25 protein-coding genes and 1 tRNA gene are annotated in these 25,249 nt (G+C 70.5%); 18 read left to right on the forward strand and 8 right to left on the reverse strand.

Features of this window, described 5'->3' with window-relative positions; all coding sequences use genetic code 11:
- Positions 1-72: 72 nt before the first annotated feature.
- Positions 73-1,512 carry a purine-cytosine permease family protein gene (locus ACIREO_RS03350; protein WP_404104295.1) on the reverse strand — a complete coding sequence of 480 codons (1,440 nt, stop codon included), beginning with the start codon at positions 1,510-1,512 and terminating at the stop codon, positions 73-75.
- A 40-nt stretch (positions 1,513-1,552) separates the two neighbouring features.
- A complete protein-coding gene (locus ACIREO_RS03355) occupies positions 1,553-2,506 on the reverse strand; it encodes a flavin reductase (protein ID WP_404104298.1) in 954 nt (317 codons plus the stop codon).
- Between the two features lie 330 nt (positions 2,507-2,836).
- Between ACIREO_RS03355 and ACIREO_RS03360 the strand changes: the two genes are divergently transcribed.
- From ACIREO_RS03360 to ACIREO_RS03405, 10 genes are all read left to right on the forward strand, one after another.
- On the forward strand, positions 2,837-3,427 hold the full coding sequence (locus ACIREO_RS03360; RefSeq protein WP_404104301.1) for an amino acid synthesis family protein: 591 nt from the start codon (positions 2,837-2,839) through the stop codon (positions 3,425-3,427).
- Positions 3,427-3,978, forward strand: a complete 552-nt coding sequence (locus ACIREO_RS03365; RefSeq protein ID WP_404104303.1) for an amino acid synthesis family protein — start codon at positions 3,427-3,429, stop codon at positions 3,976-3,978. Before ACIREO_RS03360 ends, ACIREO_RS03365 begins: the two co-directional genes overlap by 1 nt.
- Before the next feature lie 6 nt (positions 3,979-3,984).
- Complete coding sequence (locus ACIREO_RS03370; RefSeq protein ID WP_404104306.1) at positions 3,985-4,716, forward strand: alpha/beta fold hydrolase; 732 nt, start codon at positions 3,985-3,987, stop codon at positions 4,714-4,716.
- Entirely contained in the window at positions 4,709-6,205 is a 1,497-nt protein-coding gene (locus ACIREO_RS03375; protein WP_404104308.1) for an aldehyde dehydrogenase, read from the forward strand. Before ACIREO_RS03370 ends, ACIREO_RS03375 begins: the two co-directional genes overlap by 8 nt.
- A gap of 1 nt (position 6,206) precedes the next feature.
- Complete coding sequence (locus ACIREO_RS03380; RefSeq protein WP_404104311.1) at positions 6,207-6,479, forward strand: 4-oxalocrotonate tautomerase family protein; 273 nt, start codon at positions 6,207-6,209, stop codon at positions 6,477-6,479.
- Positions 6,476-7,519: an LLM class flavin-dependent oxidoreductase gene (locus ACIREO_RS03385; protein WP_404104314.1), complete on the forward strand. Its 1,044-nt coding sequence runs from the start codon at positions 6,476-6,478 to the stop codon at positions 7,517-7,519. The genes ACIREO_RS03380 and ACIREO_RS03385 overlap by 4 nt, the downstream gene beginning before the upstream one ends.
- A 100-nt stretch (positions 7,520-7,619) precedes the next feature.
- Positions 7,620-8,315, forward strand: a complete 696-nt coding sequence (locus ACIREO_RS03390; RefSeq protein ID WP_404104317.1) for a GntR family transcriptional regulator — start codon at positions 7,620-7,622, stop codon at positions 8,313-8,315.
- Between the two features lie 108 nt (positions 8,316-8,423).
- Positions 8,424-11,033, forward strand: a complete 2,610-nt coding sequence (locus ACIREO_RS03395) for a glycosyl hydrolase family 65 protein (RefSeq protein WP_404104320.1) — start codon at positions 8,424-8,426, stop codon at positions 11,031-11,033.
- Positions 11,034-11,048: 15 nt separating this feature from the next.
- A tRNA-Trp gene (locus tag ACIREO_RS03400) sits at positions 11,049-11,123 on the forward strand.
- Positions 11,124-11,177: 54 nt separating this feature from the next.
- A complete protein-coding gene (locus ACIREO_RS03405; protein WP_404104323.1) occupies positions 11,178-13,070 on the forward strand; it encodes an SMI1/KNR4 family protein in 1,893 nt (630 codons plus the stop codon).
- 105 nt (positions 13,071-13,175) lie between these two features.
- On the opposite strand, the gene ACIREO_RS03410 is transcribed toward ACIREO_RS03405, so the two are convergent.
- Positions 13,176-13,376, reverse strand: coding sequence for a DUF397 domain-containing protein (locus tag ACIREO_RS03410; RefSeq protein ID WP_404104325.1), 201 nt, complete (start codon positions 13,374-13,376; stop codon positions 13,176-13,178).
- Entirely contained in the window at positions 13,373-14,212 is an 840-nt protein-coding gene (locus tag ACIREO_RS03415) for a Scr1 family TA system antitoxin-like transcriptional regulator (protein ID WP_404104328.1), read from the reverse strand. Before ACIREO_RS03415 ends, ACIREO_RS03410 begins: the two co-directional genes overlap by 4 nt.
- A gap of 204 nt (positions 14,213-14,416) precedes the next feature.
- On the opposite strand from ACIREO_RS03415, the gene ACIREO_RS03420 reads away from it, so the two are divergent.
- The 3 genes from ACIREO_RS03420 (at position 14,417) to ACIREO_RS03430 (ending at position 16,400) form a co-directional block, all read left to right on the forward strand.
- Positions 14,417-14,860 (forward strand): ATP-binding protein, encoded by a 444-nt coding sequence (locus ACIREO_RS03420; protein ID WP_404104331.1) that lies wholly within the window; start codon positions 14,417-14,419, stop codon positions 14,858-14,860.
- A 114-nt stretch (positions 14,861-14,974) separates the two neighbouring features.
- Positions 14,975-15,820, forward strand: a complete 846-nt coding sequence (locus ACIREO_RS03425) for an SDR family oxidoreductase (protein WP_404104334.1) — start codon at positions 14,975-14,977, stop codon at positions 15,818-15,820.
- A 376-nt stretch (positions 15,821-16,196) separates the two neighbouring features.
- Entirely contained in the window at positions 16,197-16,400 is a 204-nt protein-coding gene (locus ACIREO_RS03430) for a hypothetical protein (protein WP_404104337.1), read from the forward strand.
- A gap of 88 nt (positions 16,401-16,488) precedes the next feature.
- On the opposite strand, the gene ACIREO_RS03435 is transcribed toward ACIREO_RS03430, so the two are convergent.
- Both ACIREO_RS03435 and ACIREO_RS03440 read right to left on the reverse strand, forming a co-directional pair.
- A complete protein-coding gene (locus ACIREO_RS03435) occupies positions 16,489-16,818 on the reverse strand; it encodes a hypothetical protein (protein ID WP_404104339.1) in 330 nt (109 codons plus the stop codon).
- 134 nt (positions 16,819-16,952) lie between these two features.
- On the reverse strand, positions 16,953-17,543 hold the full coding sequence (locus ACIREO_RS03440) for an ArsR family transcriptional regulator (protein ID WP_404104342.1): 591 nt from the start codon (positions 17,541-17,543) through the stop codon (positions 16,953-16,955).
- A 140-nt stretch (positions 17,544-17,683) separates the two neighbouring features.
- Here ACIREO_RS03440 and ACIREO_RS03445 point away from each other — a divergent pair, with 140 nt between their 5' ends.
- On the forward strand, positions 17,684-18,496 hold the full coding sequence (locus tag ACIREO_RS03445) for an alpha/beta fold hydrolase (RefSeq protein WP_404104345.1): 813 nt from the start codon (positions 17,684-17,686) through the stop codon (positions 18,494-18,496).
- On the opposite strand, the gene ACIREO_RS03450 is transcribed toward ACIREO_RS03445, so the two are convergent.
- Positions 18,493-19,341, reverse strand: a complete 849-nt coding sequence (locus ACIREO_RS03450) for a helix-turn-helix transcriptional regulator (RefSeq protein WP_404104348.1) — start codon at positions 19,339-19,341, stop codon at positions 18,493-18,495. The genes ACIREO_RS03445 and ACIREO_RS03450 overlap by 4 nt on opposite strands.
- A 100-nt stretch (positions 19,342-19,441) precedes the next feature.
- Here ACIREO_RS03450 and ACIREO_RS03455 point away from each other — a divergent pair, with 100 nt between their 5' ends.
- The 3 genes from ACIREO_RS03455 to ACIREO_RS03465 all read left to right on the forward strand — a co-directional run bounded on the left by ACIREO_RS03455 (position 19,442) and on the right by ACIREO_RS03465 (position 22,195).
- Positions 19,442-20,179: an SDR family NAD(P)-dependent oxidoreductase gene (locus tag ACIREO_RS03455; protein ID WP_404104351.1), complete on the forward strand. Its 738-nt coding sequence runs from the start codon at positions 19,442-19,444 to the stop codon at positions 20,177-20,179.
- A 300-nt stretch (positions 20,180-20,479) separates the two neighbouring features.
- A complete protein-coding gene (locus tag ACIREO_RS03460) occupies positions 20,480-21,538 on the forward strand; it encodes a M24 family metallopeptidase (RefSeq protein WP_404104354.1) in 1,059 nt (352 codons plus the stop codon).
- Positions 21,539-21,604: 66 nt separating this feature from the next.
- Complete coding sequence (locus ACIREO_RS03465) at positions 21,605-22,195, forward strand: TetR/AcrR family transcriptional regulator (protein ID WP_404104356.1); 591 nt, start codon at positions 21,605-21,607, stop codon at positions 22,193-22,195.
- 11 nt (positions 22,196-22,206) lie between these two features.
- Here ACIREO_RS03465 and ACIREO_RS03470 read toward each other — a convergent pair whose 3' ends face one another.
- Positions 22,207-23,220, reverse strand: a complete 1,014-nt coding sequence (locus tag ACIREO_RS03470; RefSeq protein ID WP_404104359.1) for an SMP-30/gluconolactonase/LRE family protein — start codon at positions 23,218-23,220, stop codon at positions 22,207-22,209.
- 204 nt (positions 23,221-23,424) lie between these two features.
- Between ACIREO_RS03470 and ACIREO_RS03475 the strand changes: the two genes are divergently transcribed.
- Positions 23,425-25,227: a flavin-containing monooxygenase gene (locus ACIREO_RS03475; RefSeq protein WP_404104362.1), complete on the forward strand. Its 1,803-nt coding sequence runs from the start codon at positions 23,425-23,427 to the stop codon at positions 25,225-25,227.
- The last annotated feature ends 22 nt before the right edge of the window (positions 25,228-25,249 follow it).

Raw genomic sequence — 25,249 nt, forward strand, 5'->3', positions numbered from 1 at the left:
CCCACCAGCGCATACCTGAACCGGGTGTTCGTCAGGGCCGAGGCCGGCCCCCACCGGAACTCCCATCGAGGATCAGGTGCGTGCGGCCAGGTCCGCGGAGCGGTCCGACCGCTCCGCCGGTGCCGTGGCCGCGTCCCCGCCGGGCCGCCGCCAGAGCGGCTTCATCCGGTAGGTGAGCAGGTACAGGACGACCGCGGCCCCTGCCGCGACGAACATGCTCAGATCACCGGCACCGGGGTGGGCCGCGGCGAAGGGGCCGGTGTAGAGGGTCGACTGCCAGAAGGGCACCGAGGCCGCCACACCCCCGGCCCAGGCCACCAGACCCCAGCCGAGGACTCGGGAACGGTCGTACAGCTCGGCGATCCGGCTCTGATCGCTGCGACCGCCCAGGTAGAAGTCGAGCAGAAGCACGGTGGCGAACGGGGCGATGAAGTACGCGGTCAGGTTGAGGAACACCTTGAACTTGTCCTCCACCCCGGTCGCGCCCCACAGGCTGATGCCATAGGCGAGCACGCAGATGGCGGCCACCGCCTGGGAGCGGGTCACCGGAACCCTCAGGGTCTGTACCGAGATCGCGCCGCCGTAGACGTTGAGGAAGTTCTGCGCCAGGGCGGACAGGCCGACCGCGACCAGGGCCGGCACGGCGAACGGGCCCGCCAGTTCGTGCAGCGCGGCAATGGTGTCCGTACCGGAGGCGGAACCTCCGACGATCACGCCCAGGATGCCGAGCCAGCAGATGGTGGCGAAGTTGCCGAGCCCCGTGTACCAGGCGGTGCGCCGGATCACCTGCGGGGTGTCCGGCAGATAGCGGGAATAGTCCGAGGCGAAGGGTGCCCAGGCCACGAGGAAGGCGAGGAACCAGCCACCGAGGGTGATGGAGCCGCCGGCGGAGCCGATGTAGCCGTCCGCGTGCGGGTTGGCCGCGAAGAGGCTTCCGCCGCGCACCACGGCCACCACGGTGATCAGGACGAACAGCGGGGTGAGGACATAGGTGAGCGCCCGCTGGAGAAAGTTGATCATGTTGTAGCCGTAAACGGCCACGACCAGTTCGACGGCGGTCAACAGGGCGGCGCACAGCCAGAACGGCAGGTGGGCCAGCTCGGCGAACGCCTTGCCGCCGAGGATGACGGTGACCGCGGCCCAGCCGACTCCGGAGAAGACGTTGATGTAGGCGACCGGAAGGAAGTTGCCGAAGAAGCCGAGCGGGCCTCTGGCCTGGATCTGCTGCGGTACGCCGAGGCGTACGCCCATCTTGGACATCACGGCCATCAGCACGGACCCGGCCCCCGCCCCCGCGACGATGGCGCACACGGCTACGGGGAAGCTGAGCCCGAACCGAGCCGCGCTGAAACCCAGCAGGATGACGGGGAAGTTGAGGCCGGCGGCGAACCAGACGAAGAACTGCGAGCTCGGCTTGCCGTGCCGCTCGCTGTCCGGGATGTGGTCGACACCGAAGGGTTCGACCTTCGTGAGCGAAGTGCCGTAGGTGGGCTCCTGGGCGTCATGGGTCATGGGGCGCTCCGTAGGGCGTGGGGCCGGGGGCCGGGGGCGGTCACCACGGGAGCGGCGCCGTGTTCGAGATGTCGAAGAAGCCTCCGCCGCTGTAGACCAGCGGTGCGCGGTCGTCGTGCCTGGCCGAGACCACGCGGCCGGTGAAGACGCTGTGGCTGCCGGCCTCGATCCGCTCACCGATCTCCACCTCGAGCTGCGCGCTGGAGCCTTCGATCAGCGGAGCACCGTGTTCCCCGGGGCTCCACCGGATGTCGGCGAACTTGTCCTGGCTCTTGCCGGCGAAGGTCTTCGCGACGTCGAGCTGGTCGGCGGCGAGGATGTTGATGCCCAGGTGCCTCGCCCGGTGCAGCACGGGGTGGGTCGAGGAACTGCGCTGGACGCAGACCAGGACCATGGGCGGGTCGAGCGAGATGCTGGAGAAGGCGTTGACCGCCAGGCCCCGGGGTGTGCCCTCGTCGTCGGTGGTCACCACGGTGACGCCGGTGATGAACTTGCGATGGACCCCGCGTACCAGTTCGGGCTCGACCGCGGCCCCCTGGCTGGTGGTGATGACCCCGAGCGCCTCCAGAAGCTGCCGGGAGTCGAAGGTCACCCGCTCCTCGGTGATCGTGTCCCCCTCGAAACGGGCGAAGGTGGCACCCGACACCTCGACCGGCCTTCCGGTGGGCGGTACCCCCAGGAAGGTGCCGGTGTGCCGGCCCGTACTGCGCCAGCGGATCGCGAGCCGGTCGCCGTCCTCGACGAGGTCCTCGATCTCGGTGTGCAGCCCGGGGAAAGCCTCGCGCACGGCGCGGATGCTCTCCTTGAAGCCCTCACGGGTCTGCTCGATGCCCTGTGGTCCACGGCGGCGCACGTAGGCCGGGCTGAGCAGACCGTCCAGGACGTCGACGTCCCCCTGGTCCCACGCGGCACTCCATGCGGCGCGCAGGCGCGTGGACCGGTCAGCCGGATCGGTGTCAGGGGTGTGGTCGGTGAGGTCGGCAGTGCGGGTCATGAAGTTCCCCTCGATGTGCGGCTCTTGTATGGCACAGGACGCTAGGAAGAGGGTGTGGTGCTGTCAATGGCATGGGCGAAATTGATGTGACTCTTTGCCCAGACTCCATGAAAGCTGAGGTCAGAACCCTATCTTTCGCGATCACCCCTTGACGCCCCTTAAGCGGACTCCTAGCCTCACTGGCATGGCACAGCAGCGAGTGGAAGGGCAAGAAATGCGATTCTCGCTACGTAACGGTCGCGACGGCACTCGGCGGTGGGGCGGATGCAGCCGAGCCGGCTCCGGAACGGGCGAGTTCACCGCCGCCGGGGTTACGCCGGAGCCGACCGGATGAACGGCCTGCGCAAGGTCGTGACCGTCGTCGACGAGGTGTTGCTGGAACTCGGCCACCCGGTGGCGACTCCGGCCCGCCGGGTCGCGGCCGCCGCCGTGATCCGCAACCCCTGGGCCGGCCGCGGCGTCGTCCCCGACCTGCAGCCCGAGGTGGAGGCCGTCGCACCGGGCCTCGGCCGCCTGCTGACCGACCTCCTGGTCGAGACGCTGGGCGGTGCGGATCGCATCGAGGCGTTCGGAAAAGCCGCCCTGGTGGGCCTCGACGGCGAGTTGGAGCACGGCGGTGCGCTGATCCACACCCCGTACTTCGGCAATGTGCTGCGGGAACTGACCGAAGGCACCTCGATCATCGTGTTCAGCGACGACCGCCTGGCGGCGGGTGAGCCGCTGACCGTCCCGCTGTGGCACAAGACCGCCGCCGCCACCCGCTCGCACTACCAGACGGTGCAGATCCGGGTGCCTGACGCGCCCCGCCCCGACGAGATCGTCGTGGTCGCCGCCGCCGCGTCCGGGCCGCGACCCAACGCCCGTATAGGTGACCGCCGTTCCGACCCCGTAGTCCGCCTCGCCGACCTGGAGAAGACCTGATGAACGTCCGCAAGATCATCACCTGGACCGAAGACGTCCACACCGAGGGCGGCCGCCCCGTCGACCCGGTCGCGCGCACCGCCGTGGTGCTCGCCGTGATCGAGAATCCGTGGGCCGGGCAGGACTTCGTGCCGGACCTGCTGCCGGGCATCGACGAAGTGGCGCCGCAGCTGGGTGCGTTGCTGGCGCCGCGGGTCGTGGAAGCACTCGGCGCACCGGTCGAGGCCTACGGCAAGGCCGCCGTCGTCGGCCTCGACGGAGAGGTCGAACACGGCAGCGCGCTCATCCACACGCTGAAGTTCGGCGACCACTTCCGCAAGGCGGCCGACGCCACCACCCTGCTCCCCGCCGTGGAGAAGCGGGCCGCCGCGGGAAGCTCCTTCGACATCCCGCTCAAGCACATCACCGACGCGACGGTCCGCTCGCACCACCAGAGCATCGAGGTTCGCGTCCCGGACGGCCCGAGGGCGGACGAGATCGTCATCGGGCTCGCCGCGGCGGCCCAGGGCCGGCCGCAGTCCCGGCTCGCCGACCTGTCGACCGAGCAGTAGGCGCCCATGAGCAGGCCGACCCTCGTACTGCTGCACGGCGTGGGGCTCGATCACACGATGTGGGAACCCGTCACCGCACTCCTCGCCGACCGGTTCAGCGTCCTCACGCCCGACCTGCCGGGGCACGGCACCCGTCCGCCGGTGGACGGCGGGGTGACGCTCGGCGACCTGGCCGACGGGGTGGCCGGCGACATCCCGGCCGGCTCGCACCTGGTCGGATTCTCACTGGGGGCACTGGTCGCCCAGCACCTGGCGCTGCACCGGCCGGAGCTGGCGCGGACACTGACCTCGGTCAGCTCGGTCTGCCGGCGGACACCGGAGGAACGGACGGCCGTCGAGGCCCGGCTCCATGCGGCGGAGTCCGACTTCACGGCGTCCGCCGAAGCGTCCCTGCGACGCTGGTACGCGGGGACCGGCGTACCGGCCGATCTGGTCGGCCGGACCCGGTCCACCCTGTACGCCAACGACGTCGGGGCGTTCCTCGGCTGCTACCGGGTGTTCGCCACGGCGGACGCCGAACTCGGCCCGCACCTGCATGAGATCACCGTGCCCGCCCTGGCCGTGACGGGAGCGGACGACCCCGGGTCGACCCCCGCGATGACCCACCGGCTGGCCTCGGCACTGCCCTCGTGCCGGACGGTGATCCTCCCCGGGGCGCGGCACATGCTGCCCGTCGAGCATCCGAAGGCGTTCACCGAGGCACTCACCACGTTCATCGGAGAGAGCACGCATGTCTGACCCCACTGAAGTCACCACCTGGCAGCACTTCATCGACGGCGGGTGGGAGGAGCCGGCCGGGGGCGAGTACTTCGACAGCACCGACCCGGCCACCCGCCGCAGGCTGTACCGGGCGGCGAGGGGGACGGCCGCCGACATCGACCGGGCCGTCACCGCGGCACAGAACGCCTTCGAGGATCCACGCTGGCGTGACCTGAGCCAGACCCGGCGCGGACACCTGCTGCGCCGCCTCGGTGACCTGATCGCCGAGAACGCCGACGAGCTCGCGCTGATGGAATCGCGGGACAACGGCAAGCTGCTGCGGGAGATGCGTGGCCAGCTGGCCACGCTGCCGGAGTACTACCACTACTACGCCGGTCTGGCCGACAAGATCCACGGCTCCACCATCCCCACCTCGGACCGCCGGGTACTGAACTACACGGCTCGGGAACCCCTCGGCGTCGTCGGCGCGATCACGCCCTGGAACTCCCCGCTGACGCTGACCACCAGCAAGCTGGCCCCCGCCCTGTGCGCCGGCAACACCGTGGTGATCAAACCCTCCGAGTACACGTCGGCCACCGGGCTCCGCCTCGCCGAGCTGGCCTCGGAGGCCGGGTTCCCGCCCGGCGTGGTGAACGTCGTGACCGGGTTCGGAGCCGAGGCCGGGCAGGCCCTGGTCGACCACCGGGGCCTGGCCAAGATCTCGTTCACCGGCTCCACGGCCACAGGATCGCGTATCGCGGCGGCCACGGCCAGCCGCTTCGTGGGCACGACCCTCGAACTCGGTGGGAAGTCCCCCAACATCGTCTTCGACGACGCGGATGTCGCGAACGCCGCCATGGGCGTCATCGCCGGTGTCTTCGCGGCCGCCGGACAGACCTGCATCGCCGGCAGCCGGGTCTTCGCACACCGCTCGGTCTACGACCAGTTGCTGGAGCGCGTCTGCGAGCGGGCCGAATCCATCCGCATCGGCGACCCGCTGGACGAGACGACCGAACTCGGCCCGCTCGCCTTCGAGGCCCAGCGGGACAAGGTCGCCGACTACGTCGACCTCGGCCGCAGCGAGGGCGCCCGCGTCCTGACCGGCGGCTCGGCCACCGACGGAGGCCTCGGCGGCTACTTCTACGAGCCCACCGTCCTGGTGGACGTCGACAACAGCATGCGCGTCGTCCGCGAGGAGATCTTCGGCCCGGTCGTGGCGGTCATGCCCTTCGACACCGAGGAGGAGGCCGTCCGCCTGGCGAACGACACCGAATACGGCCTGGCGGCAGGCGTCTGGACCACGAACCTCGCGCGGGCCCACCGGGTGGCCGGGCGCCTGGACGCCGGAACGGTCTGGGTCAACACCTACCGAGCCATGTCCCCGATGTCCCCGCGCCAGGGCTTCAAGTCCAGCGGCGTCGGCGTGGAGCACGGCACCGAGACGATCAGGGAGTACACCCGCGTCAAGAGCGTCTGGATCAACACGAGCGAGGAGCCCGTGGCCGACCCGTTCACTATGCGGAGCTGACATGCCACACATCACCGTCACGATCGCGGAGGGCCGCGGGCCGCAGCAGATCCGGAACATGCTGCACGAGATCCACGCGGCCGTACTGCGCACCGTGGACGCCCGGCCCGAACACATCCGCGTCACGGTTCACGAAATCCCCCGCACCCACTGGGCCACCGGCGACGTGACCATCGCCGAGATGTCGTCCGCGTCGGCGGACGGGCCTGGTCAGCCGCCCGGGGACCAGGGCGGCAAAGACACCGCCACCACTGCAGAGAAGGAGCTGACATGAGGTTTTCGCTGTTCGTGCACATGGAGCGCTGGGACGAGGAGACCAGCCACCGGGAGCTCTTCGAGAACCTCACCGAGCTGTCCCTCATCGCCGAGGCCGGCGGGTTCAGCACGGTGTGGGTCGGTGAACACCACGGGATGGAGTACACGATCTCCCCCAGCCCGATACCGATTCTCGCGCACCTCGCGGCGAAGACGTCGACCATCCGCCTGGGTGCCGGGACCATCGTCGCCCCCTTCTGGCACCCGCTCCGGGCCGCCGGGGAGACCGCCCTGCTCGATGTCATCAGCAACGGCCGCATGGAGGTCGGCCTCGCCCGGGGCGCCTACCAGATCGAGTTCGACCGGCTGGCGGACGGGCTGCCTGCCGCTGACGGCGGCAAGCACCTGCGCGAGCTCGTCCCCGCCGTCCGCAAGCTCTGGCAGGGCGACTACGCCCACGACGGGGAGATCTGGAAGTTCCCCACATCCACCAGCGTGCCCAAGCCTGTCCAACAGCCCACCCCGCCGATGTGGATCGCCGCCCGTGACCCCGCCTCCCACGACTTCGCCGTCGCGCAGGGCTGCAACGTCATGGTCACCCCCCTCATGAAGGGCGACGAGGAAGTCGCCGCCCTCAAGGAGAAATTCGACACCGCTGTGGCGAACCACCCCGAGGTGGACCGCCCCGAACTCATGGTCCTGCGGCACACGCACGTCCACTCCGCCGAGGAGCCCGAGGGCTGGCGGCCGGCAGCTGAGGCCATCAACCGGTTCTACCGGACCTTCGACGCCTGGTTCGGCAACAAGACCACCCCGCTCGACGGCTTCCTGGAACCCAGCCCGGAATCGAAGTTCGCCGAGCGGCCGGAGTTCACCCCTGAGTCACTCCACCGAACCGCGATGATCGGAACTCCCGCCGAGGTCGTCGAACGACTGCGCGCCTACGAAGAACTCGGCGTCGACGAATACAGCTTCTGGATCGACACCAGCCTGACGCACGAGGAGAAGCGCGCCTCGCTGGAACTGTTCATCAAGGAGGTCGTCCCTGCCTTCCAGTAGGGCATCGACGGGGAGATCCGGACCCAGGCTTCTTGCATGGCAGCGGGCCGCCATGCGTGCGATTGACGGCTAACATCACCTCACACTAGGTTCATCTGCCATGCAAGAACCCACTCGCCCGGCAGGAACGCCCCTGCGGCAGACCAGCATGCAGGCCAGGGTCGCCGAAGAGCTACGCCAGATGATCATCAGCGGCGCGATGCCGCCTGGCTCCGGTCTCTCCGAGATGACCTTGTCGCAGACCTTCGGCGTCAGCCGCACCCCCATCCGCGAGGCCCTCAAGCAGTTGCAGATCGAGGGCCTGGTGGAGGTGCGCCCACGGGTCGGCACGTTCGTCGCCGCCCCGTCCCGCCGGGAGATCACCGAACTGTTCCAGATGAAGGAGCTGTTCGAGGGGGCGGCTGCCCGGCTGCTCGCCTTCCGGGGCAACGTCCCCGAGGTGGACCACCTCGAAGCGAACATGCGGGCGGCCGACGCCGCTGTCCGCAAGGGTGATTCCGAGCGGTACGAGGAACTGGTGCACGAGTTCCACGACCTCATCGTCGTGGGAGCCGACAATTCCAAACTGGAAGCTCATTACCGGACCCTCATGAACCAGCTGGCCTACGCACGTCTGGTCCGTACGTCCCTGGCGCAGCCGGGCCGGCTCAGCGAGTCCGACCACGAGCACCACCACGTACTCGACCTCATCCGGGCCAAGGACGGGGACGGCGCGGAACGCGTGATGCGCGAACACGTCCGGCGCAGCCATCAGGCGCTCATGGCCGGGATGGACAACGACCGGTATCGGGGCTGACTCCTGCCCGGCCGCCTCCGCCTCGCTGTTCAGCCCGGTCCTGGACCGGTCCGCTCGTCCCGCGCGCCGGTACCGCACCGGCGGCGTCGCCTTCCCTACCTTCGTGGGGTGAGCCTCAAGCGCATCTCTCTTCTCGCGCCGTTCATCGCGGGCGCGTTGGTCCTTCCCCTGCCGCCGCTCTCGTACGCCACCGGGCCCGCCCAGGGCCCCGGGCCCGTCCAGGACCCCGTGTGCGGCAGGACGGGCTCCCCGTCCGACGCCTCGTGGACACCGGCGTCCACCACCTTCGGCGAGGCCGACGGATACGACCCCTATGTCGGCAACGGCTATCTGGGCCACCGCGTGCCCGCCACCGGCGCCGGATACGCCGCCACGGGCGAGAAGACGGGCTGGCCCCTCTACACCCCACGGTACGACGGTGCCTTCGTCTCCGGGCTCTACGCCCGCGACAAGGGCCTCGCCGAGGGCCGCGAGGTGATCGCCGCGCTGCCGTCCTGGACCACGCTCGACGTGCGCGTCGGCTCCGAGACGTACGGCTCCGCGACCCCCGCCGGCCACGTCTCCCGCTACCGCCAGACCCTCCACCTGCGCTGCGGTGTCGTGGTCACCTCGCTGCGGTGGACCACGGCCGGCGGCCGCGCGACCGACCTGACCTATGAGGTGCTCGCCGACCGCTCCGACGTGCACACCGGCGCCGTACGCCTGCGGATGACCCCGCACTGGAGCGGCACCGCGACGGTCACGGGCCGGCTGGACGAACGCGGGGCGCGCCGGGTCACGGTCGCGGACGACGGCACGTTCCGCACGCTCGGCACGGGCACGGAGGGGGCGATCGCCCAGCGGGGAACCGACGGCGCCCGCACCGCCCGGGTCAGGGCCGGCCGCTCGTACACCTTCGAGAAGTACGTGGGCGTCGACACCGCCCTCACCTCCCGAACCCCGCTCGCCTCCGCAGGGGCGGTGGCGGACCGCGCGGCCCGGCGCGGCTGGTCAGGGGTCCTCGCCGGCAACGCGGCGGCCTGGCGCAAGGCCTGGGCATCCGATGTCAGGACGCCGGGCAGCCCGGAACTGCAGGCCTGGCTGCGGGCCGCGCAGTACGGGCTGCTCGCCAACACCCGCCCCGGCTCGTCGGACAGCCTCGCCCCGGCCGGGCTGACCAGCGACAACTACGCCGGCATGGTGTTCTGGGACGCCGAGACCTGGATGTATCCGGGTCTCCTCGCCACCCGCCCCGAGCTCGCCCGCTCCGTCGTCGAGTACCGCTACCGCACCCGGCACGCCGCCCGCGCCAACGCCGAGAAGCTGGGCTACGAAGGGCTGTTCTACCCCTGGACGAGCGCGAGCAAGGGCCGCCTGGACTCCGAGTGCCAGAGCTGGGACCCGCCGCACTGCCTGACCCAGAACCACCTCCAGGGCGACATCGCGCTCGCCGTCTGGCAGTACTACCTGGCCACCGGTGACCGGGCCTGGCTGGCGGACCGGGGCTGGCCGCTGCTGAAGGGCATCGCCGACTTCTGGCAGTCGCGCGCCACGGCGAACACCGACGGCAGCTACTCGGTGAAGAACGTCGCCGGCCCCGACGAGTACAGCAACGGCGTCACCGACGGCGTCTTCACCAACGCGGTCGCCGCCACCTCCCTGCGCAACGCCACCCGCGCCGCCGCCCTCCTCGGCCACCAGGCCCCCGCCGGCTGGGCCCGGGTCGCCGACGGGCTGCGCATCCCGTACGACGCCGAGCGGAAGCTGTTCCTCCAGTACGCCGGCTACAACGGCTCGACCATCAAGCAGGCCGACACCGTGCTGCTCGTGTACCCGCTGGAGTGGCCGATGGAGGAGGGCGCCGCCGCCGCGACGCTCGACTACTACGCGGCGCGCACCGACCCCGACGGCCCCGCGATGACCGACTCGGTGCACGCGATCGACGCCGCCGCGACCGGAGAGCCGGGCTGCGCCACGTACACGTACCTCCAGCGCGCCGTACGGCCGTTCGTCCGTGGCCCGTACAACCTCTTCTCCGAGGCGCGGGGCGAGAAGTCCGGCGCCGAGGACCCGCTCTCCGGTTTCCCTGCCGAGGACTTCCTCACGGGCAAGGGCGGCTTCCTCCAGGTCTTCACACACGGCCTGACGGGACTCAGGCTGCGCGAGGACGGCGTACGCCTCGACCCGCTCCTGCCGCCGCAGCTCCGCGAGGGCGTGGAGCTGACCGGGCTGCGCTACCGGGGCCGTACGTACGACCTCGCCGTCGGCCCCCGGACGACCACCGTCCGGCTGACGGACGGCGCGCCCTTCACGGTCCACACCCCGGCCGGCCCCCGTCGCCTCTCCGGCACCCTCACGCTCCCCACCCGCCGCCCCGATCTCACCCCGACGTCCGACGCGGCCCGCTGCCGCCCCGCGACGGCCACCTCGGAGGCCCCCGGCCTGTACGCGGAGGCGGCGGTGGACGGCAGCCCGTCGACCTCCTGGTCACCGGACGGCGCGACGGGCACGCTGACGGTGCCCCTGCGCCACGTCACCCGGATCGCCTCGCTCACGCCCCGCTGGACGGACGTCGCACCGGCCTCCCACACCCTGGAGACCTCCCTGGACGGCCGCAGCTGGCGCCCGTACGAACCGGGCGCCGTGGCCCGCCAGGTCAGGCTGACGGTCCGCTCGACGGACGCGGAGAAGCCGGCGGGGGTGAGCGAACTGACCGTCACCGCCCGTGCGGCGGAATAGGATTCCTGTCCGGGCGGAGCCGTAGCGCAGAGGTCGTCGCGCGCGGCCTCCAAAACCGCGAGGACGCCGGTTCGAATCCGGCCGGTTCCGCCCGGGACCCGGGTCCCAGCATCGTTGTCGGTGCCGGATGGCAGCATCCCGGCCATGAACAGTGAGACTTCCAGCTGGCACGACTTCCTGGGGCGTTGGCAGGAGGAGTGGATTCCCGACACGGACGACGACGAGGACGGCGAGGTGCCCCGCGCCGGACCGGGCAGACCCGGAGCGGACGAGGCCGCGATCGCCGCAGCCGAGAAACGGCTGGGGCAGCGGCTGCCGACCTCCTACCGGGAGTTCCTGGCCCAGAGCGACGGCTGGCACGTGGACCAGACGGCCGCGATCTATCACCTCGGTGGCGCTGCGGATATCGACTGGTTCGGGGATCCGCACGCCATGACCCCGCTGTACGAGGAGAACCTGGGCGCCGACCCGAGCGAGGAGGAAGTCCTGCTCGCCGGTATGTGGCAACGGGCGCTGCGGCTGGAGACGGATTCCGACATGTCGTCCGCCCTGCTCGACCCGGGTGACAGGGACCAGGACGGCGAGTGGGCGCTCTACGTCTACAAGGGCTGGAGCGGCGAATTTCCGGACCGTTACCCCTCGTTCCGCGCGTACATGGAGGCCATGTACCGCGAATTCCACGCGGACCGGGCGTCAATGCCCCACTTCGTGAACGCGACCACCCGCACCCAGGACGCCCACGTCGAGGAGGCCCGTCGGCTGGCCCTGCGCGGACGGCATGAGGAGGCCCTGCCCCTGCTCGAGGAGGCGATGTCCTTCGGACGGCCACACAGCGCCGTCCTGCTGGGCCAGCTCCGGCACCTGCTGGCTCCGCACAGTCCCCGGGACTACGGCCTCCTGGTGGCCGACCAGCGCTATCTGCCCGAGATGCTGCCCGTGCACGCCATGAAACCGGCACGCGACGAATGGCGGCTGGGCGGAGACGACCACTGGCTCGGCATGATGGCTGCTCGCGGGGTCGACCGGGAGACCGCCGAGGCCGTGCTGGGCGCGATGCGGGACGGCACCCATCACTACGCGCCTCCCGGTCCGTGGGGCCGGGCCGTCGCCGAGGCCCGGGACTCGGCCCGCTGGGGTGCGGCCGACGCCGCATGGCGGGTGCTGCGGGACGCGCTCCCGCTGTGGGAGGCCCCCGGGCCCTCGCTGATCGCCCCGATCGGCCTGCTCGCCGATCCGTTCCTGGGGTCGCTGATCACCCCGGAGCGCGGGCGGGAAATCCTCGCGACACCTCGGGCCGGGGAGAAGGGCCCCGCTCCCGAGCCGGTGCCCGATCTCGACCCGCCGGGCCTCGCCTGGCTGACGGAGTCCGATCCGTACCGACAGGCACTCGACGGATACCGCTGCGTCTGGGCCGAGGGGATCGATCCCGCCGCTCTGCCGGGCCTGATCGGCGAGGAAGGTTCCGCGCTGAGCGCCCCCATGGATCAGCACTGGGGGCGCTGGCGGCGGGCATCCGATGCCGACGCGCGGGAGCACGCGGAACCCTGGGAGGACCGGGCCCCGGTCGCCGTCGGCCGCACCGCCGGCGGGTGGGCCTTCGCCTTCGACGGCGACGCCCATCACCTGAGCGAACGGTTCGTGTCCCCCGCCCCGGCCGCTTCCTCGTCCGGCCGCGCGGTGGTGGTGTGGCGCAGCCCGAGCCGCCCGCCCCTGGGTAGCCGCCCGCACACGTTCCACCTGTCGGTGGCCGAACACGGGGCCGAGCTCTACGCGTTCACGGTGCGGGGCACGGGCATCGAGCGCTCCGGCGAGATACCCGGGGCCCTGGACCCCGCACGGCTGTTCCTCCCGGAGGCCGCCGAACTCGACAACGAGCTACGCACCCTGGAGGCCCTGCACACCGAACTCGGGCTGTCCCTGCCCCGCTTCGCGCTGACCCAGGGGTGTCTCCGCACCTTCACAACCCGGTCCTGGACCCGGGCGCCACGCGAGGGCGAGAGTTTCGCCTATCTCAGCTTCGGGCGGCACCGGCACTGAACGCTTCGAGATGCGGGCGTCGGGTTCCGAGGTCCGGGATTCGAGCGATGCTCAGGATGCCGTGACGTGCCCCGGCCGCAGGTGGCCGGGGCATCGTGTCGTACGTCAGCCGCGCGCGGCCATCCGCACGAACGTCGTCCACTGGCCGGCTCCGACGTGCAGGACGGGGCCTTCGGCCTGCTTGGAGTCGCGTACGTATACGGACACGCTCGCGGCCGCCACCTCCACACACTGCCCGCCGTCCCCGGCACTGTGACTGCTCTTCATCCAGGTCAGCCCTGCTGCCCCGTCGGCGTTCTTGTTCACAGCTCTCCCAAGAGTTTCTCGATCCGCGCCAACGACTCCTTCGGAGTCAGAGCCTGGGCCCGCAGGACGCCGTAGGTGGATTCCAGCACCTGAACCTCTGCGGGCTCCGAGCGTACGACTCCTCGGCTCTGCGCCTCCACGTAGCTCATCCTCCGCCGGTTCTTGGCGAGGATCAACGTGAAGGGCCCGGACAGGCCTGCGTGTTCGTCCCTGTCCGTCGGCATGATCTGAATCTCGACGTGCCGCTGATGACCGACGATCAGTAGCTGTTCAAGCTGACTACGCAGCACGGCGGCACCTCCGAGCGGCCGTCGTACAACCGACTCCTCGATGACGAAGCTGAGCAGCGGAGCCGGGCGCTTGGAGAGAATCCTCTGGCGGTCCAGCCTGGCGGCCAGCCGCTGCTCGATGGTTTCCTCGTCAAGCAGGGGGCGCCACATGGCGAATACGGCACGGGCGTACTCCTCGCGATGGAGAAGCCCGTTCACCACCTGCGCGTCGTACGCGTGAAGTTCGTGCGCCTCGGCTTCGAGCCGTACGAACTCCCGGAAGAACGACGGATACCGCGCCCGCTCCACCTCCCCCTTCATGGCCACCAGCACCCCGCGCCCGCCCAGAACCCGGTCCATCGCGTCCACCATCTCCGGCTTGGGGATGCGGCGTCCCTGTTCCACCGAGGCGATGTGGGCCTCGCCGTATCCGACGCTCGCGCCGAGCTCAGCCTGGGTGAGCCCCGCGGCCTCGCGCAGGAGCTTCACCTGTTGGCCGAAGCAGCGCAGGAACCCGCTCCCCGGGTCCGCGGAGCCCTCGACGGCACCGGCCACCGCAACGTCCATGCTTCCTCACTCCCTGGGTCGGCACGCAGTGACAGCAAGCTATGACCGCCCGTCGTGCCGGGAGACGGTTTCGCCTTGATGTCCGTCCCACGGGTGACGGCACGCCCGTACAGCCCCGTCAGAATCCGGCACGGCCCTGACAGACCCCGCTCGTACGGCCGTCGGTGCTGGTGAGAGCGGTGCACGGGACGGGATCTTTGCCCCATGACGATCCCCGGCCGCACCGCGCCGCACCCTGCGGACACCTTCGAACTCCGCTTCTCCTCCACCCCGCGCGGCGCCCGCCTCGCCCGGCGGCTGGCCTCCCACCGCGTGCACGAGTGGGGCTTCCGCTACGGCTCCGAGGTGAACGACACGGTGAGCCTGGTCGTCGGAGAACTGGCCGCCAACGCGGTCACGCACGGGCTGGTACCGGGCCGGGACGCACTGCTCCGGTTGAGCCGGGCGGGAGGGGGACGGCTGCGAGTGGAGATCGGCGACACCCGGGGCGAGCGGTTGCCGGCACCCTCCACCGGTCTGCCCGCCGACGCGGAGACGGGACGAGGGCTGATGCTGGTCGCCGCCCTCGCCGAGGAGTGGGGCACCACCGCGCGGGAGGGCGCGCCGGGCAAAACCGTCTGGGCCGTCCTGGCCACCGCACCCGTGTGAACGGTTTCCGGCACGACCAGCTCAACCACAACTGACAGGTGACCGAAATGTCCGCCCCCCGTGCATAGGGTGCGGCGGTACGAGCTGGCCAGAGGCACGGAAAGGTGTGACGACATGGCGGGACCGATTCTCATCACCGGCGCGGGCAGCGGCTTCGGCAAGGAAGTGGCGCTGCGGCTCGCTGCGGCCGGGCACGAGGTGATCGCGGGGGTGGAGATCATCGCCCAGGTCAGCTCGGTACGCGCAGACGCCCGCGAACGAGGTGTCGAGGTGCGGGTCGAGAAGCTGGACGTGACCGACCCCGGCGACCGGGAGAACGCCTGGTCCTGGGATGTGGACGTCCTCCTCAACAACGCCGGCGTCTCCGAGGGCGGCGCGACAGCCGACATTCCCGAGGACCGGCTGCGCCGCCAGTTCGAGGTGAACGTCTTCGGGACTGTTCTGCTCACCCAGGGCATCGCCCGCCGGATGGCGGCCCGCCGCAGTGGACGGATCGTGTTCATGTCCTCGGTCGCCGGCCTCACCGTCGACCCGTTCACCGGTGCCTACGCGGGCTCCAAGCACGCGGTGGAGGCATTCGCCGACGCGCTGGACCAGGAACTCGCGGAGTTCGGGGTCACGGTGGCGACGATCAACCCGGGCCCCTTCCTCACGGGTTTCAACGACACCATGTTCGAAACGTGGAAGGAATGGCGCGACGATCCCGCCGGCCGTCTCTACGACTACTCCGCACTCGCCTTCCCGCACGAGCAGTACGACCCCGAACCCGTCTACCGCCGCACCGTCCAGGCCCTCCTCGGCGAGGACCGCCGGTACCGGCATCTGCTCCCCACCGAGATGGAACCGCAGGCCCGCGAGCAGATGGACGCCCAGTGGGACCGGCAGCTCAACGACGGCCGCCGCCCTGCCCTCGTACAGAAGGCGTACGAGATCAGCCCCGGCACACCGGTCCGGCCCTGACCTCCCGGCCCGTCTGCGGCGGATCTCCACACCGCGCACGCAGGTGGTCCGCCGCCTCCGGCGGGCCCCCGGGGCGTGGAGCGAACTCCCGCGAAGAATGCCCCGTTCGCGGCGTATTCAGGATTCGGCTGACGGAAATTCCGTCGATCGTCGAGTGAAGAAAACGTACCGGTCCACGAACCGATGTGACCGCACCGGCTTTTCGATGTGGAAAAGCGCGACGAGGGGTAGAGCGAGGGGTGGCCCCGCGCCGCACTCACGTGCTTTCATCCTCCACACCACGGGTGTCCCCACACCCGTGAATGCGGCAAGGGTCTTCATTCCTGACGGAGTTGGCCCGAGCCATTCGGAATGAAACGTGAAGGGAATTCACCTCATGAGCTCCGCTCCCCAGATACAGGCTCAGGAAATCTCCGACGCGGACCTGGACAACGTGTCCGGTGGCGTCTCGGCCGGCCTGGCCGGCGACATCGCCCTGGAGACGCCGCTCTCCTCGCTCTCCGCCGGATTCTCGGGCGCCGTCAGCTTCGACGGGCTGGGTGTCGCCGGGCTCGGCTCCGCCTCCACGCTGTCGACCTGAGCCGACGCCGAGCCCGTATGCCCCGATGCCGGCCAGGCCGCGGGGCATAGGGGCCTTGGGCACGAATGCCAGCCAGACGATCAGGACGTCAATAGCGCGGCATGTTCGGAATCGCCTTCTCCGCGAGCTCGATGAGTGCCTCCACCTTGGTCAAGTCAGACACCACCTCCTCCGGAGACACAGTGGGGGCCTCCGACGACCGATACTCAATTTCGTTGCGCCGGGCGCGCATGCGGTTGAAGGGGCGCAGTATCGACCCGAGCGGCGGGTCGAGCTGTGCTCGCACGGCCTCGGAGATGACAGTGTGGCCACCACGGCTGGTAGCGCGCAGCCCCTGGTTCTGCAACACCGCAGCCATCGCTCGACGCGCGGCATCATAGGACAGCGTGTATGCGCCCTCCGGGTCGGTCGCCGCCAACTGCCGCGCAGATCCGACATGCGTACGCGCCCGGACCAGTTCCCTCTCAGCGGCCTGCCGAGAAGCTGGTACGCGTTCAAGTGCGCCACTGCCGATGAGTGCGTCGACTGCGGAGCGCCCTTGATTCCAGCGCATCACCGCGCCTCCGGTTCAAGGTTCAGCTGGACCAACGGACGTTCACGAACGCTGGTGAGGAACGGGTCGTCGGATCCCCCCTCCCACGCCTCGGCGGAGATCCTGTGGACGTTGACCTCACGCCCCAGCCGTCGGGACACCTCGTCGGCAAGGTCGAAGAGCGCGTCAGCGTCGGGAACACCCACAACGAGGACATCCACGTCAGCGGGCGGCGGCCCCGGCTCGTCGTTGTACCGAGCGGCCCAAGACCCGTAGATATAAGCGCGCTCAACGCCTTCGAGCCCTGCCAGGCCTTCGGTGAGCAGGGGCACAGGACCGAAGGAGACGGACATGAGATCGCTCAGTGGACGATACAGCGGGGTATCCGTACAGGCCCTGACGAGGCGGCTGCGCCCCACGCGGCGGTCCGTCAGGATGCCACCGTCGACCAACCGCTCGACCTCACGCAGGACGGTTGTGGGCGTCACCCCTATGCCAGTGGCGAGCTCGGTGATGCTGTATTCGCGCTCCGGATGCAGGAGCACAGTCGCAAGGAGCTCGCCTTGCGTGCGGGATCGGAGAATAGGGAGCAGACTCGGCGATACTTTCATTGGACGCAGTTTATCAAGCGTCCAATAAAAGTAACAACCTGCCCGGCGCCCTTGACAGTTTGTAACCAAGCGGCGGTCGACGAACCTCCTCGCGCCACTACTCCCGTACCGGCCGCATCGTGGCCACTACAGTGCCCCGCATGATCAAGACAGTGGTCAACGGCGTGTCCATCCACTACGACGACCAGGGGCCGTCGGACGGCATACCCGTGGTGCTCGTGCACGGCCATCCGTTCGACCGCACCTTGTGGGCCCCTCAGGTCACCGCACTCACGGCAGCCGGGTACCGGGTCGTGACGCCGGATCTGCGCGGCTACGGGGCCAGTGAGGTCGTGCCGGGCAGGACCCTGCTCTCCGACTTCGCCGACGACATCGCCGCGCTCCTCGACACGATCGGCCTGGAACAGGTGGTCATCGGCGGGGTCTCGATGGGCGGTCAGATCACGATGGAGTTCCAGCGGACCCGCCCCCACCGGGTGCTCGGGCTCGTCCTGTCCGACACCTCCATGGAGGCCGAGACCGACGAGGGCAAGGCCTACCGTGTCGCCCTGGCAGACAGGATCGTCGCGGAGGGCATGGGCGGCTACGCGGACGAAGTGATCGACAAGATGATCGCCTCGTACAACGTCACGGCCCTCCCGGACGTCGCCGGGCACGTCCTGGCCATGATGCGCGGCACCTCCCCGGAAGGGGCCGCGGCGGCACTGCGCGGAAGGGCCGAGCGGCCCGACTACCGTGACACCCTCGCCCGGGCCACGGTCCCCGCGCTCGTCGTGGTCGGCGCCGACGACGCCTACACCCCGTTGAGCGACGCCGAGACCCTGCGCGGCCTGATCCCGTCCGCCGACCTCGTCGTCATCGAGCAGGCGGGGCACCTCCCCGGCGCCGAGCAGCCCGAGGCCTTCAACGACGCGCTCCTGAACTTCCTGGGCTCGCGGGTGAGGGCCCGTTAGCCGCTCACCCGCATCCGTTCGGTGCCGGTGACGCGCAGCAGGTCCAGGGCCGAGGCCTCGCGCGTGCCGGCCGCCGCCGAGTAGACGATCATCGACTGGTCGGTGTCCGGCAGCATCAGGGTGTCGCAGTCCAGGACGAGCTTCCCGAGGTCGGGATGGTCGACCGTCTTGGGCATCGACCGCCGCACCGCGGAGAGCCCCTCCTCCCACATGGCCCGGAACCGCTCGCTGCCGGCGAGCAGTTCATCGACCAGCGAGCGCAGGTCCGGGTCGTCCGGGTAGCGGGAGAGCGCGGTGCGCAGCGTCCCGACCGCCTGCTGGGCCGTCGCCTCGTCCTCGTCGGGGGCGAGCGCCACGCGGGTGCGGGCGGTGCCGAGGAACCGCTGCCAGATGATGTTGCGCTGCCGCCCGGTCCAGCGGCTCAGGTCCCCGAGGAGCGCGTCGGCCATGGGATTGTGCGCCAGTACGTCGCTCCTGGCCGACAGCACGAGTGCCGGCAGGTCGGTCAGCCGTCCGAGCAGACGCAGCACGCTCGGCCGGACCGACATCTCGACCCGGCCGGCGAGCGGCGGGGCACTGCCGGCGAGGCGGAAGACCTGGTCGCGTTCGTCGGTCTCCAGCCGGAGCGCCTGGGTCAGGGCCGTCAGAACCTGGGCGGACGGCCTGGGCCCCCGGCCCTGCTCCAGGCGGACGACGTAATCGACGCTCAGCCCGGCGAGCTGGGCCACCTCCTCGCGACGCAGCCCGGCCACCCGGCGTCGCGGACCGGCAGGCAGGCCGACCTCCTCGGGCACGATGCGTGCCCGCGCGGCCTTGAGGACGCGGGCGAGTTCGAGACGGTCCATACGCCGATTGTCCACCCGCCCGGTGCCGCCATCCAGGGACGCCCGCTCCCAGTCTCAGCCCTCTCTGGATAGGTTCCGCCCGGGGGGTCATCGTCGGGGCATGAGCGAGTCACACAGCCCCTCCAGCAACACGACCACCGCTTTGATCACCGGCGGCAACAAGGGCCTCGGCTACGAGACGGCCCGCCGTCTGGGCGCACTCGGCTGGCGCGTCTTCCTCGGTGCCCGCGACGAGGCCCGAGGCCTCAGGGCGAGCGAGCAGCTCGCCGCCGACGGCGCGGACGTGACCTTCGTCCCGCTGGACGTCACCTCCGACGAGTCGGTCGCCGCCGCAGTCCTGACGGTGAGCGGGATCACCGGCCGGCTCGACGTCCTGATCAACAACGCCGGCATCACCGGCGAGCTCGTCGGGCCCGAGGAGACCCTGCCCCAGCACCTCGTCCCGGTCCTGGAGGTCAACGTGGTCGGCCCGGTCCGCGTGACGCACGCGTTCCTGCCACTGCTGCGCGCCGGGCACGACCCACGGGTCGTGATGGTCTCCAGCGGCGCCGGATCGCTGACGATCACCTCCGACCCCGAGCGGAAGGAGTCGACCTTCCCCCACCTGATGTACCCGCCGTCCAAGGCCGCCCTCAACATGATCACCACCCAGTACGCCAAGGCCCTCCCGGGGATCCGCCTCAACCTCGCCGACCCCGGCTTCACCGCCACCGACCTCAACGGCCACAAGGGCACCCAGACCGTCACCGAGGGCACCGACGTCATCGTCGAGCTGGCGACCACCTCGCCCGGAGGGACAGGGCAGTACCGCGACCGCGACGGCTCCCTCCCCTGGTGAGGGCACGCCCGGCGCCGCTCGCCCCTGGCCGGCGCCTCCTTCCGCAGGCTCAGCCGACACCCCTGAGGAGAACGACATGAGTGATGCAGTGGTCCCGTCCTTCTCGATGGCGGAGCGCGACCGCCGCTGGGACCTGGCACGCGCGTTCATGGAGCGCGAAGGTCTCGACGCGCTGCTCGTCTTCGGGGAGCACGAGGACGCCGGCCCGGCGCCGTTCGCCTATGACACGTGGTTCACCAACGGCAGGGCCGGGACGACGGTCGTCCTCCCGCGGGACGGCGAACCGGTCGTGCTCTTCCCATGGAGATGTTCGCCAGGGACCATCTGGAGTCCATGCGCAGAGGCGACACCATGTGGATCCCGCCCCGGAGCATCCGGTCGCAGCGCCGCGACTCCCGGGCGGTCGCGGCCACGCTGCATGAACTCGGCCTGTCCAGGAGCACCGTCGGCGTCGTCGGCCTGGAGATCTATCCGCCCTGGCATCCCGAGGGCATCGTGCCCCACGGGCTGTGGAGCAAGATCCTGGAGGAGTTCCCCGAGGCCGAGTTCAAGCCGGTGGCCATGGCCCTGTCACGGCTCATCATGCCGCTGGGCCCCGAGGAGGTCGCCGTCGTACGCCACTCGGCGGGCATCGGCGACGCCATGGTGGCGGCCATGGCCGCCACCGCCGCCGCCGGTGTCCCCGAGAGCGAGGTGTACGCGGCGGGCATGTCGGCGGGGTACGCGCGCGGAACCGTTCCGGCGGCCATGCACTTCTGGTCGGGCCCCGCCCCGCTCGCGTCGGGGCTGCCGCAGTGGGCGTACCGTCCGCAGGCCCCCCGCATCCTGCGGGACGGCGACATCATCTCCGCCGAGGTGTTCTGCAACTTCGGCGGACGCCACACACAGCACCAGGCGACGATCACCGTCGGTGAGCCGCACGAGGATCTGCTGCGCGCCGCCGTCGTCGCTCGCGCGGCCTACGACGCGGGCCTGGAGGCGCTGCGCCCCGGGCGGACGTTCGGCGACGTCGTCGACGCCATGCGCAGACCGCTGGACGCGGCCGACGGCTGGGAGTTCGGCCCTGCGGTGCACGCGCTCAACCCGGCGATCACGCTCAGCGGCTTCCCCGCCGACGCCGGCCGGAGGATTCCCGGCGCCGGGGCCTACCCTCCGGAGGCGGACCATCCCACCATCAACGGGGACCTGGAACTCCGCCCGGGAATGACCTTCGCCTTCGAGCCCAACTACGCCTTCGGACAGCACCTGGCCTACATCGGGGGGACGGTCGTCGTCGGCGAGGACGAAGCGGTCGAGCTCAACCCGTACACCGCGCAGATCCTGCGAGCGACGGGAACAGCCACTCGCTCACGAAGGTAGCGCGCTCGTGGTTCCCCGTAGGCGCCGCCCGGGTCCGCCTGCGGGGCCGGCCGGTACCCTTTCGGGATGACCCAGCCCCTTTTGCCGGACGTAAGGCGACCCGCGAACGGCGGCCCGAAGGCCGCCGCCCGTAACCGTGCCGCTCTGATCGTGGCCGCCCGGGAGATCTACGCGGCACAGGGACTGGACGCCCCGCTCTCCGCGATCGCACGTCGGGCCGGGGTCGGGCAGGGCGTTCTGTACCGGCACTTCCCTGACCGGGACGCCCTCGCGACCGCGGTCCTGGAGGAGAACGTGCGGCAGATCGAGCAGGCCGCTGCGGCCGAGGACATGTCGTTCGCCGACATCCTCGGCGTACTGACCTGGCACCTCAAGGAGTCGGCGGCATTCCTCGGCCTGCTGCACATGCGCGGGTCCGTCGACCACTCGGAGGCTCTCGCGCACGCCCTGGCCCTCTCGGACCGCGTCGAGCGTGCCCTGCGGGAACGCCTGCCGGACGGCCATCGGCTGGGGGCGGCGAACGACCTCATGCTCGCCGTCGCCATGGTCTCCGGCGCCGCCGGCGGTCCCGAGCGTGAGGCGCGGGAGCGCCGCGCCATGGCGGCCTGGCGGCTGCTCGGCGTCGAGGTGGGGACAGTGCGGCCTTTCGACGCCTGAGGGCGGGGCCGTCAGCCGCCGTTGGACTGCCGGATCCCCTCTGCCAGTGCGTCGAAGGTGTAGATGTACCCGCCGGCGGGGCCGCTGACGGTCATGTAGGCCTTCTTCCCGCCGGGGGTGATCGCCACGTTCGTCGCCGACTCCAGGCCCTTGGCCGGGACCTCGACCGTCGCCAGTCGCTCACCGTGCTTGTCGTACACGGCCATCGCGGCCCGGCCGTGCAGCGCCTGGTAGAGGTTGCCGTCCGCGTCCACGGCGATCGAGTCGGTCTGGGCGATCCCGCCGTCCACCCGGATGGCGACGTGCCGGGAGGTCACCGCTCCTTCTCCGTCGAGACCGAGGTACGAGATCCGGTTCTGCGTGAGCTCGCTGACCCACAGTCCCCGGTAGTCCGCGTCGAACGAGATTCCGTTCGTCGCTGCCAGCCCGTCGGCCACCACGGTGGCCTTCTCGCCGTCGCGGTCGATGCGCACCACACGGCCGTGCGCGTCTCCCACGGACAGGCTGCGTGAGTCGCTGACGTACAGGTTGCCCTCCTCGTCGAAGGCGATGTCATCGGGGTTCATCTGCGCGCCGTCCACCGTGCCGGAGAAGAAGGTCCGCCGGTCGCTGCCGTCGGGGGCCAGGCTGACGACCTCGCCGTGGGCGTAGTCGGTGAGGTAGAGCCGTCCGTCGTGCGGGCTGAACTGTGCGGAGGTGTAAGCCCCCCGGTCGTCCGTGTGGACCGCCCGCGACTTCTTCTCCTTCACATCGACACTCATCACCTTGGGGTCTCCGGCGGGTGCCGTGACGTCGACGACGAACAGGTCGCCGTTCTCACCGAAGGTCGGGCCCTCCAGCAGGGTCATCCCGGTCTCTTCGTGCACCTTCGTCAACTGCATGACCTGGTGGGCGCGGATGGTCCTGTCCGTGGAGGCGGCGGCCCCGCCGCCGGCTGAGCCGGCATTTTCCGTACCGCATCCGGTGAGGGCGAGGGCGCCCGCGGTGGCGAGCACGGCGAGGGAACGGGCCGGAGATCGTCGCATGGGGGGGATCACACTTCCTGTCAGCGAGGTGCGGGGGTGTGCCGCCGGCCGAGGGGTTCAGGGGCTCGGGCCGGGGCGCGGGGGTTCCCGTGCGGGCGTCCTGACCCTCCCGCACAGCCAACCGGACAACGATGTCCGGTCATTGCTACGGTAACTGATGGCCGTTCAGTCCGGGCGGCCGACCGATTGGAGTGAGACCCCCACATGACGACCACCCAAGCGTCGATCCCCGACGGACTCGCCTCGCTGAGGCAGCGCTACCAGCAGGAGCGGGAGCGGCGCGTACGGCCCGACGGAGCGCGCCAGTACCGCGACACCGAAGCGGAGTTCGGCTACTACGCCGCCGACCCGTACGTGGAGGGGCCGACCGGACGCGAGGCGCTGCACGACACCGTCGACGTCGCTGTGATCGGTGGCGGTTTCGGCGGGATCCTCACCGGTGCGCGGATGCGTCAGCAGGGCGTGGAGCGTGTCCGGATCGTCGAGAAGGGCGGTGACTTCGGGGGCACCTGGTACTGGAACCGCTATCCGGGCGTCCACTGCGACGTCGAGTCGCACATCTATCTGCCGATGCTCGACGAGACCGGGTACGTGCCGGAGTGGAAGTACTCACCGGGCGACGAGATCCGCCGCCACGCCGTGCGCATCGCCGAGAAGTACGACCTCTACCCGGACGCGCTGTTCTCCACCGCGGTCACCTCACTCACCTGGGACGCGGAGTCCGGGACGTGGATCGTGGCCACCGACCGCGGCGACGCGTTCCACGCCACGTACGTCGTCACGGCCACCGGCACGCTGTCCGATCCGAAGCTGCCCGGAATACCCGGTATCGAGACCTTCCAGGGCCACACCTTCCACACGTCGCGCTGGGACTACGCCTACACAGGCGGCACTCCGGACGGCGGCATGACCGGCCTGACCGGCAAGCGGGTGGGCATCGTCGGCACCGGCGCCACCGGCGTCCAGGTCATTCCGTTGCTGGCCGAGGACGCCCAGCACGTCTACGTCTTCCAGCGCACCCCCTCCAGCGTGGACGTGCGCGGCAACCGCCGCACGACCGCGGAGGACGTCGGCGCGGACCACGAGGGCTGGTCCCGGGAGCGCCGCGAGAACTTCCTGCGCATCGTCTCCGGCGAGTCGGCCGACCGGGACCTCGTCGCCGACGGCTGGACCTCATCGGCCGCCCTTCTGGAGAAGCTCCTGCCGAGCTTCCGCCGCGAGGACAACGGGCCCGACTTCGAAGCCGCGTACGAGGTGGCCGACGCCACGAAGATGGACGAACTCCGTGCCCGCGTCGAGCAGGCCGTCACCGACCCCGACACGGCGGAGAAGCTCAAGCCCTGGTACCGGTACGCCTGCAAGCGCCCCACCTTCTCCGACAAGTACTACGCGGCGTTCAACCGGGACAACGTTTCCCTCGTCGACACCGCGGACACCCACGGCATCGAGCGCATCACCGGGAACGGGGTCGTCGTCGGCGGCGAGACGTACGAACTCGACTGCCTGATCTTCGCCACGGGGTTCTCCGTCGGGGTCTCCGGCGTCCACTCCGGCAAGCTCCCCGTCCACGGCCGGGACGGCGTCCAGCTTCTGCACGCGATGGCACAGGAGGGCCCGCGGACCCTGCACGGCTTCACCAGCAACGGCTTCCCCAACCTGATCCGGATGGGATCCCTGCACAACGCCAGCAGCGTCAACTTCTCGCACATCCTCGACGAACAGGCCGTCCACGCCGCCGCACTCGTCGCGGCGGCGGAGGCCGAGGACGCCGTCCTCGAACCGTCACGCGCGTCCGAGGACGCCTGGATCTCGGTCCTGGCCAAGGACGCACCCGACCACGAGTGGTTCCACGCCGAGTGCACCCCCGGCTACTACAACCGCGAGGGACTCGGCCGGCCGAACGCCCCGAGCGCGTACCCCCACGGCGCCGTCGCCTTCCACGACCTGCTGAGGCAGTGGCGCGAGGGATCCATGGCCGAGGTTCTGCAGCCGCGGACGGCCCGCTGACCCGGCCGCGGGGCGTGACGTC

The organism is Streptomyces sp. NPDC102441, from assembly GCF_044765585.1.
Lineage (GTDB): Bacteria > Actinomycetota > Actinomycetes > Streptomycetales > Streptomycetaceae > Streptomyces.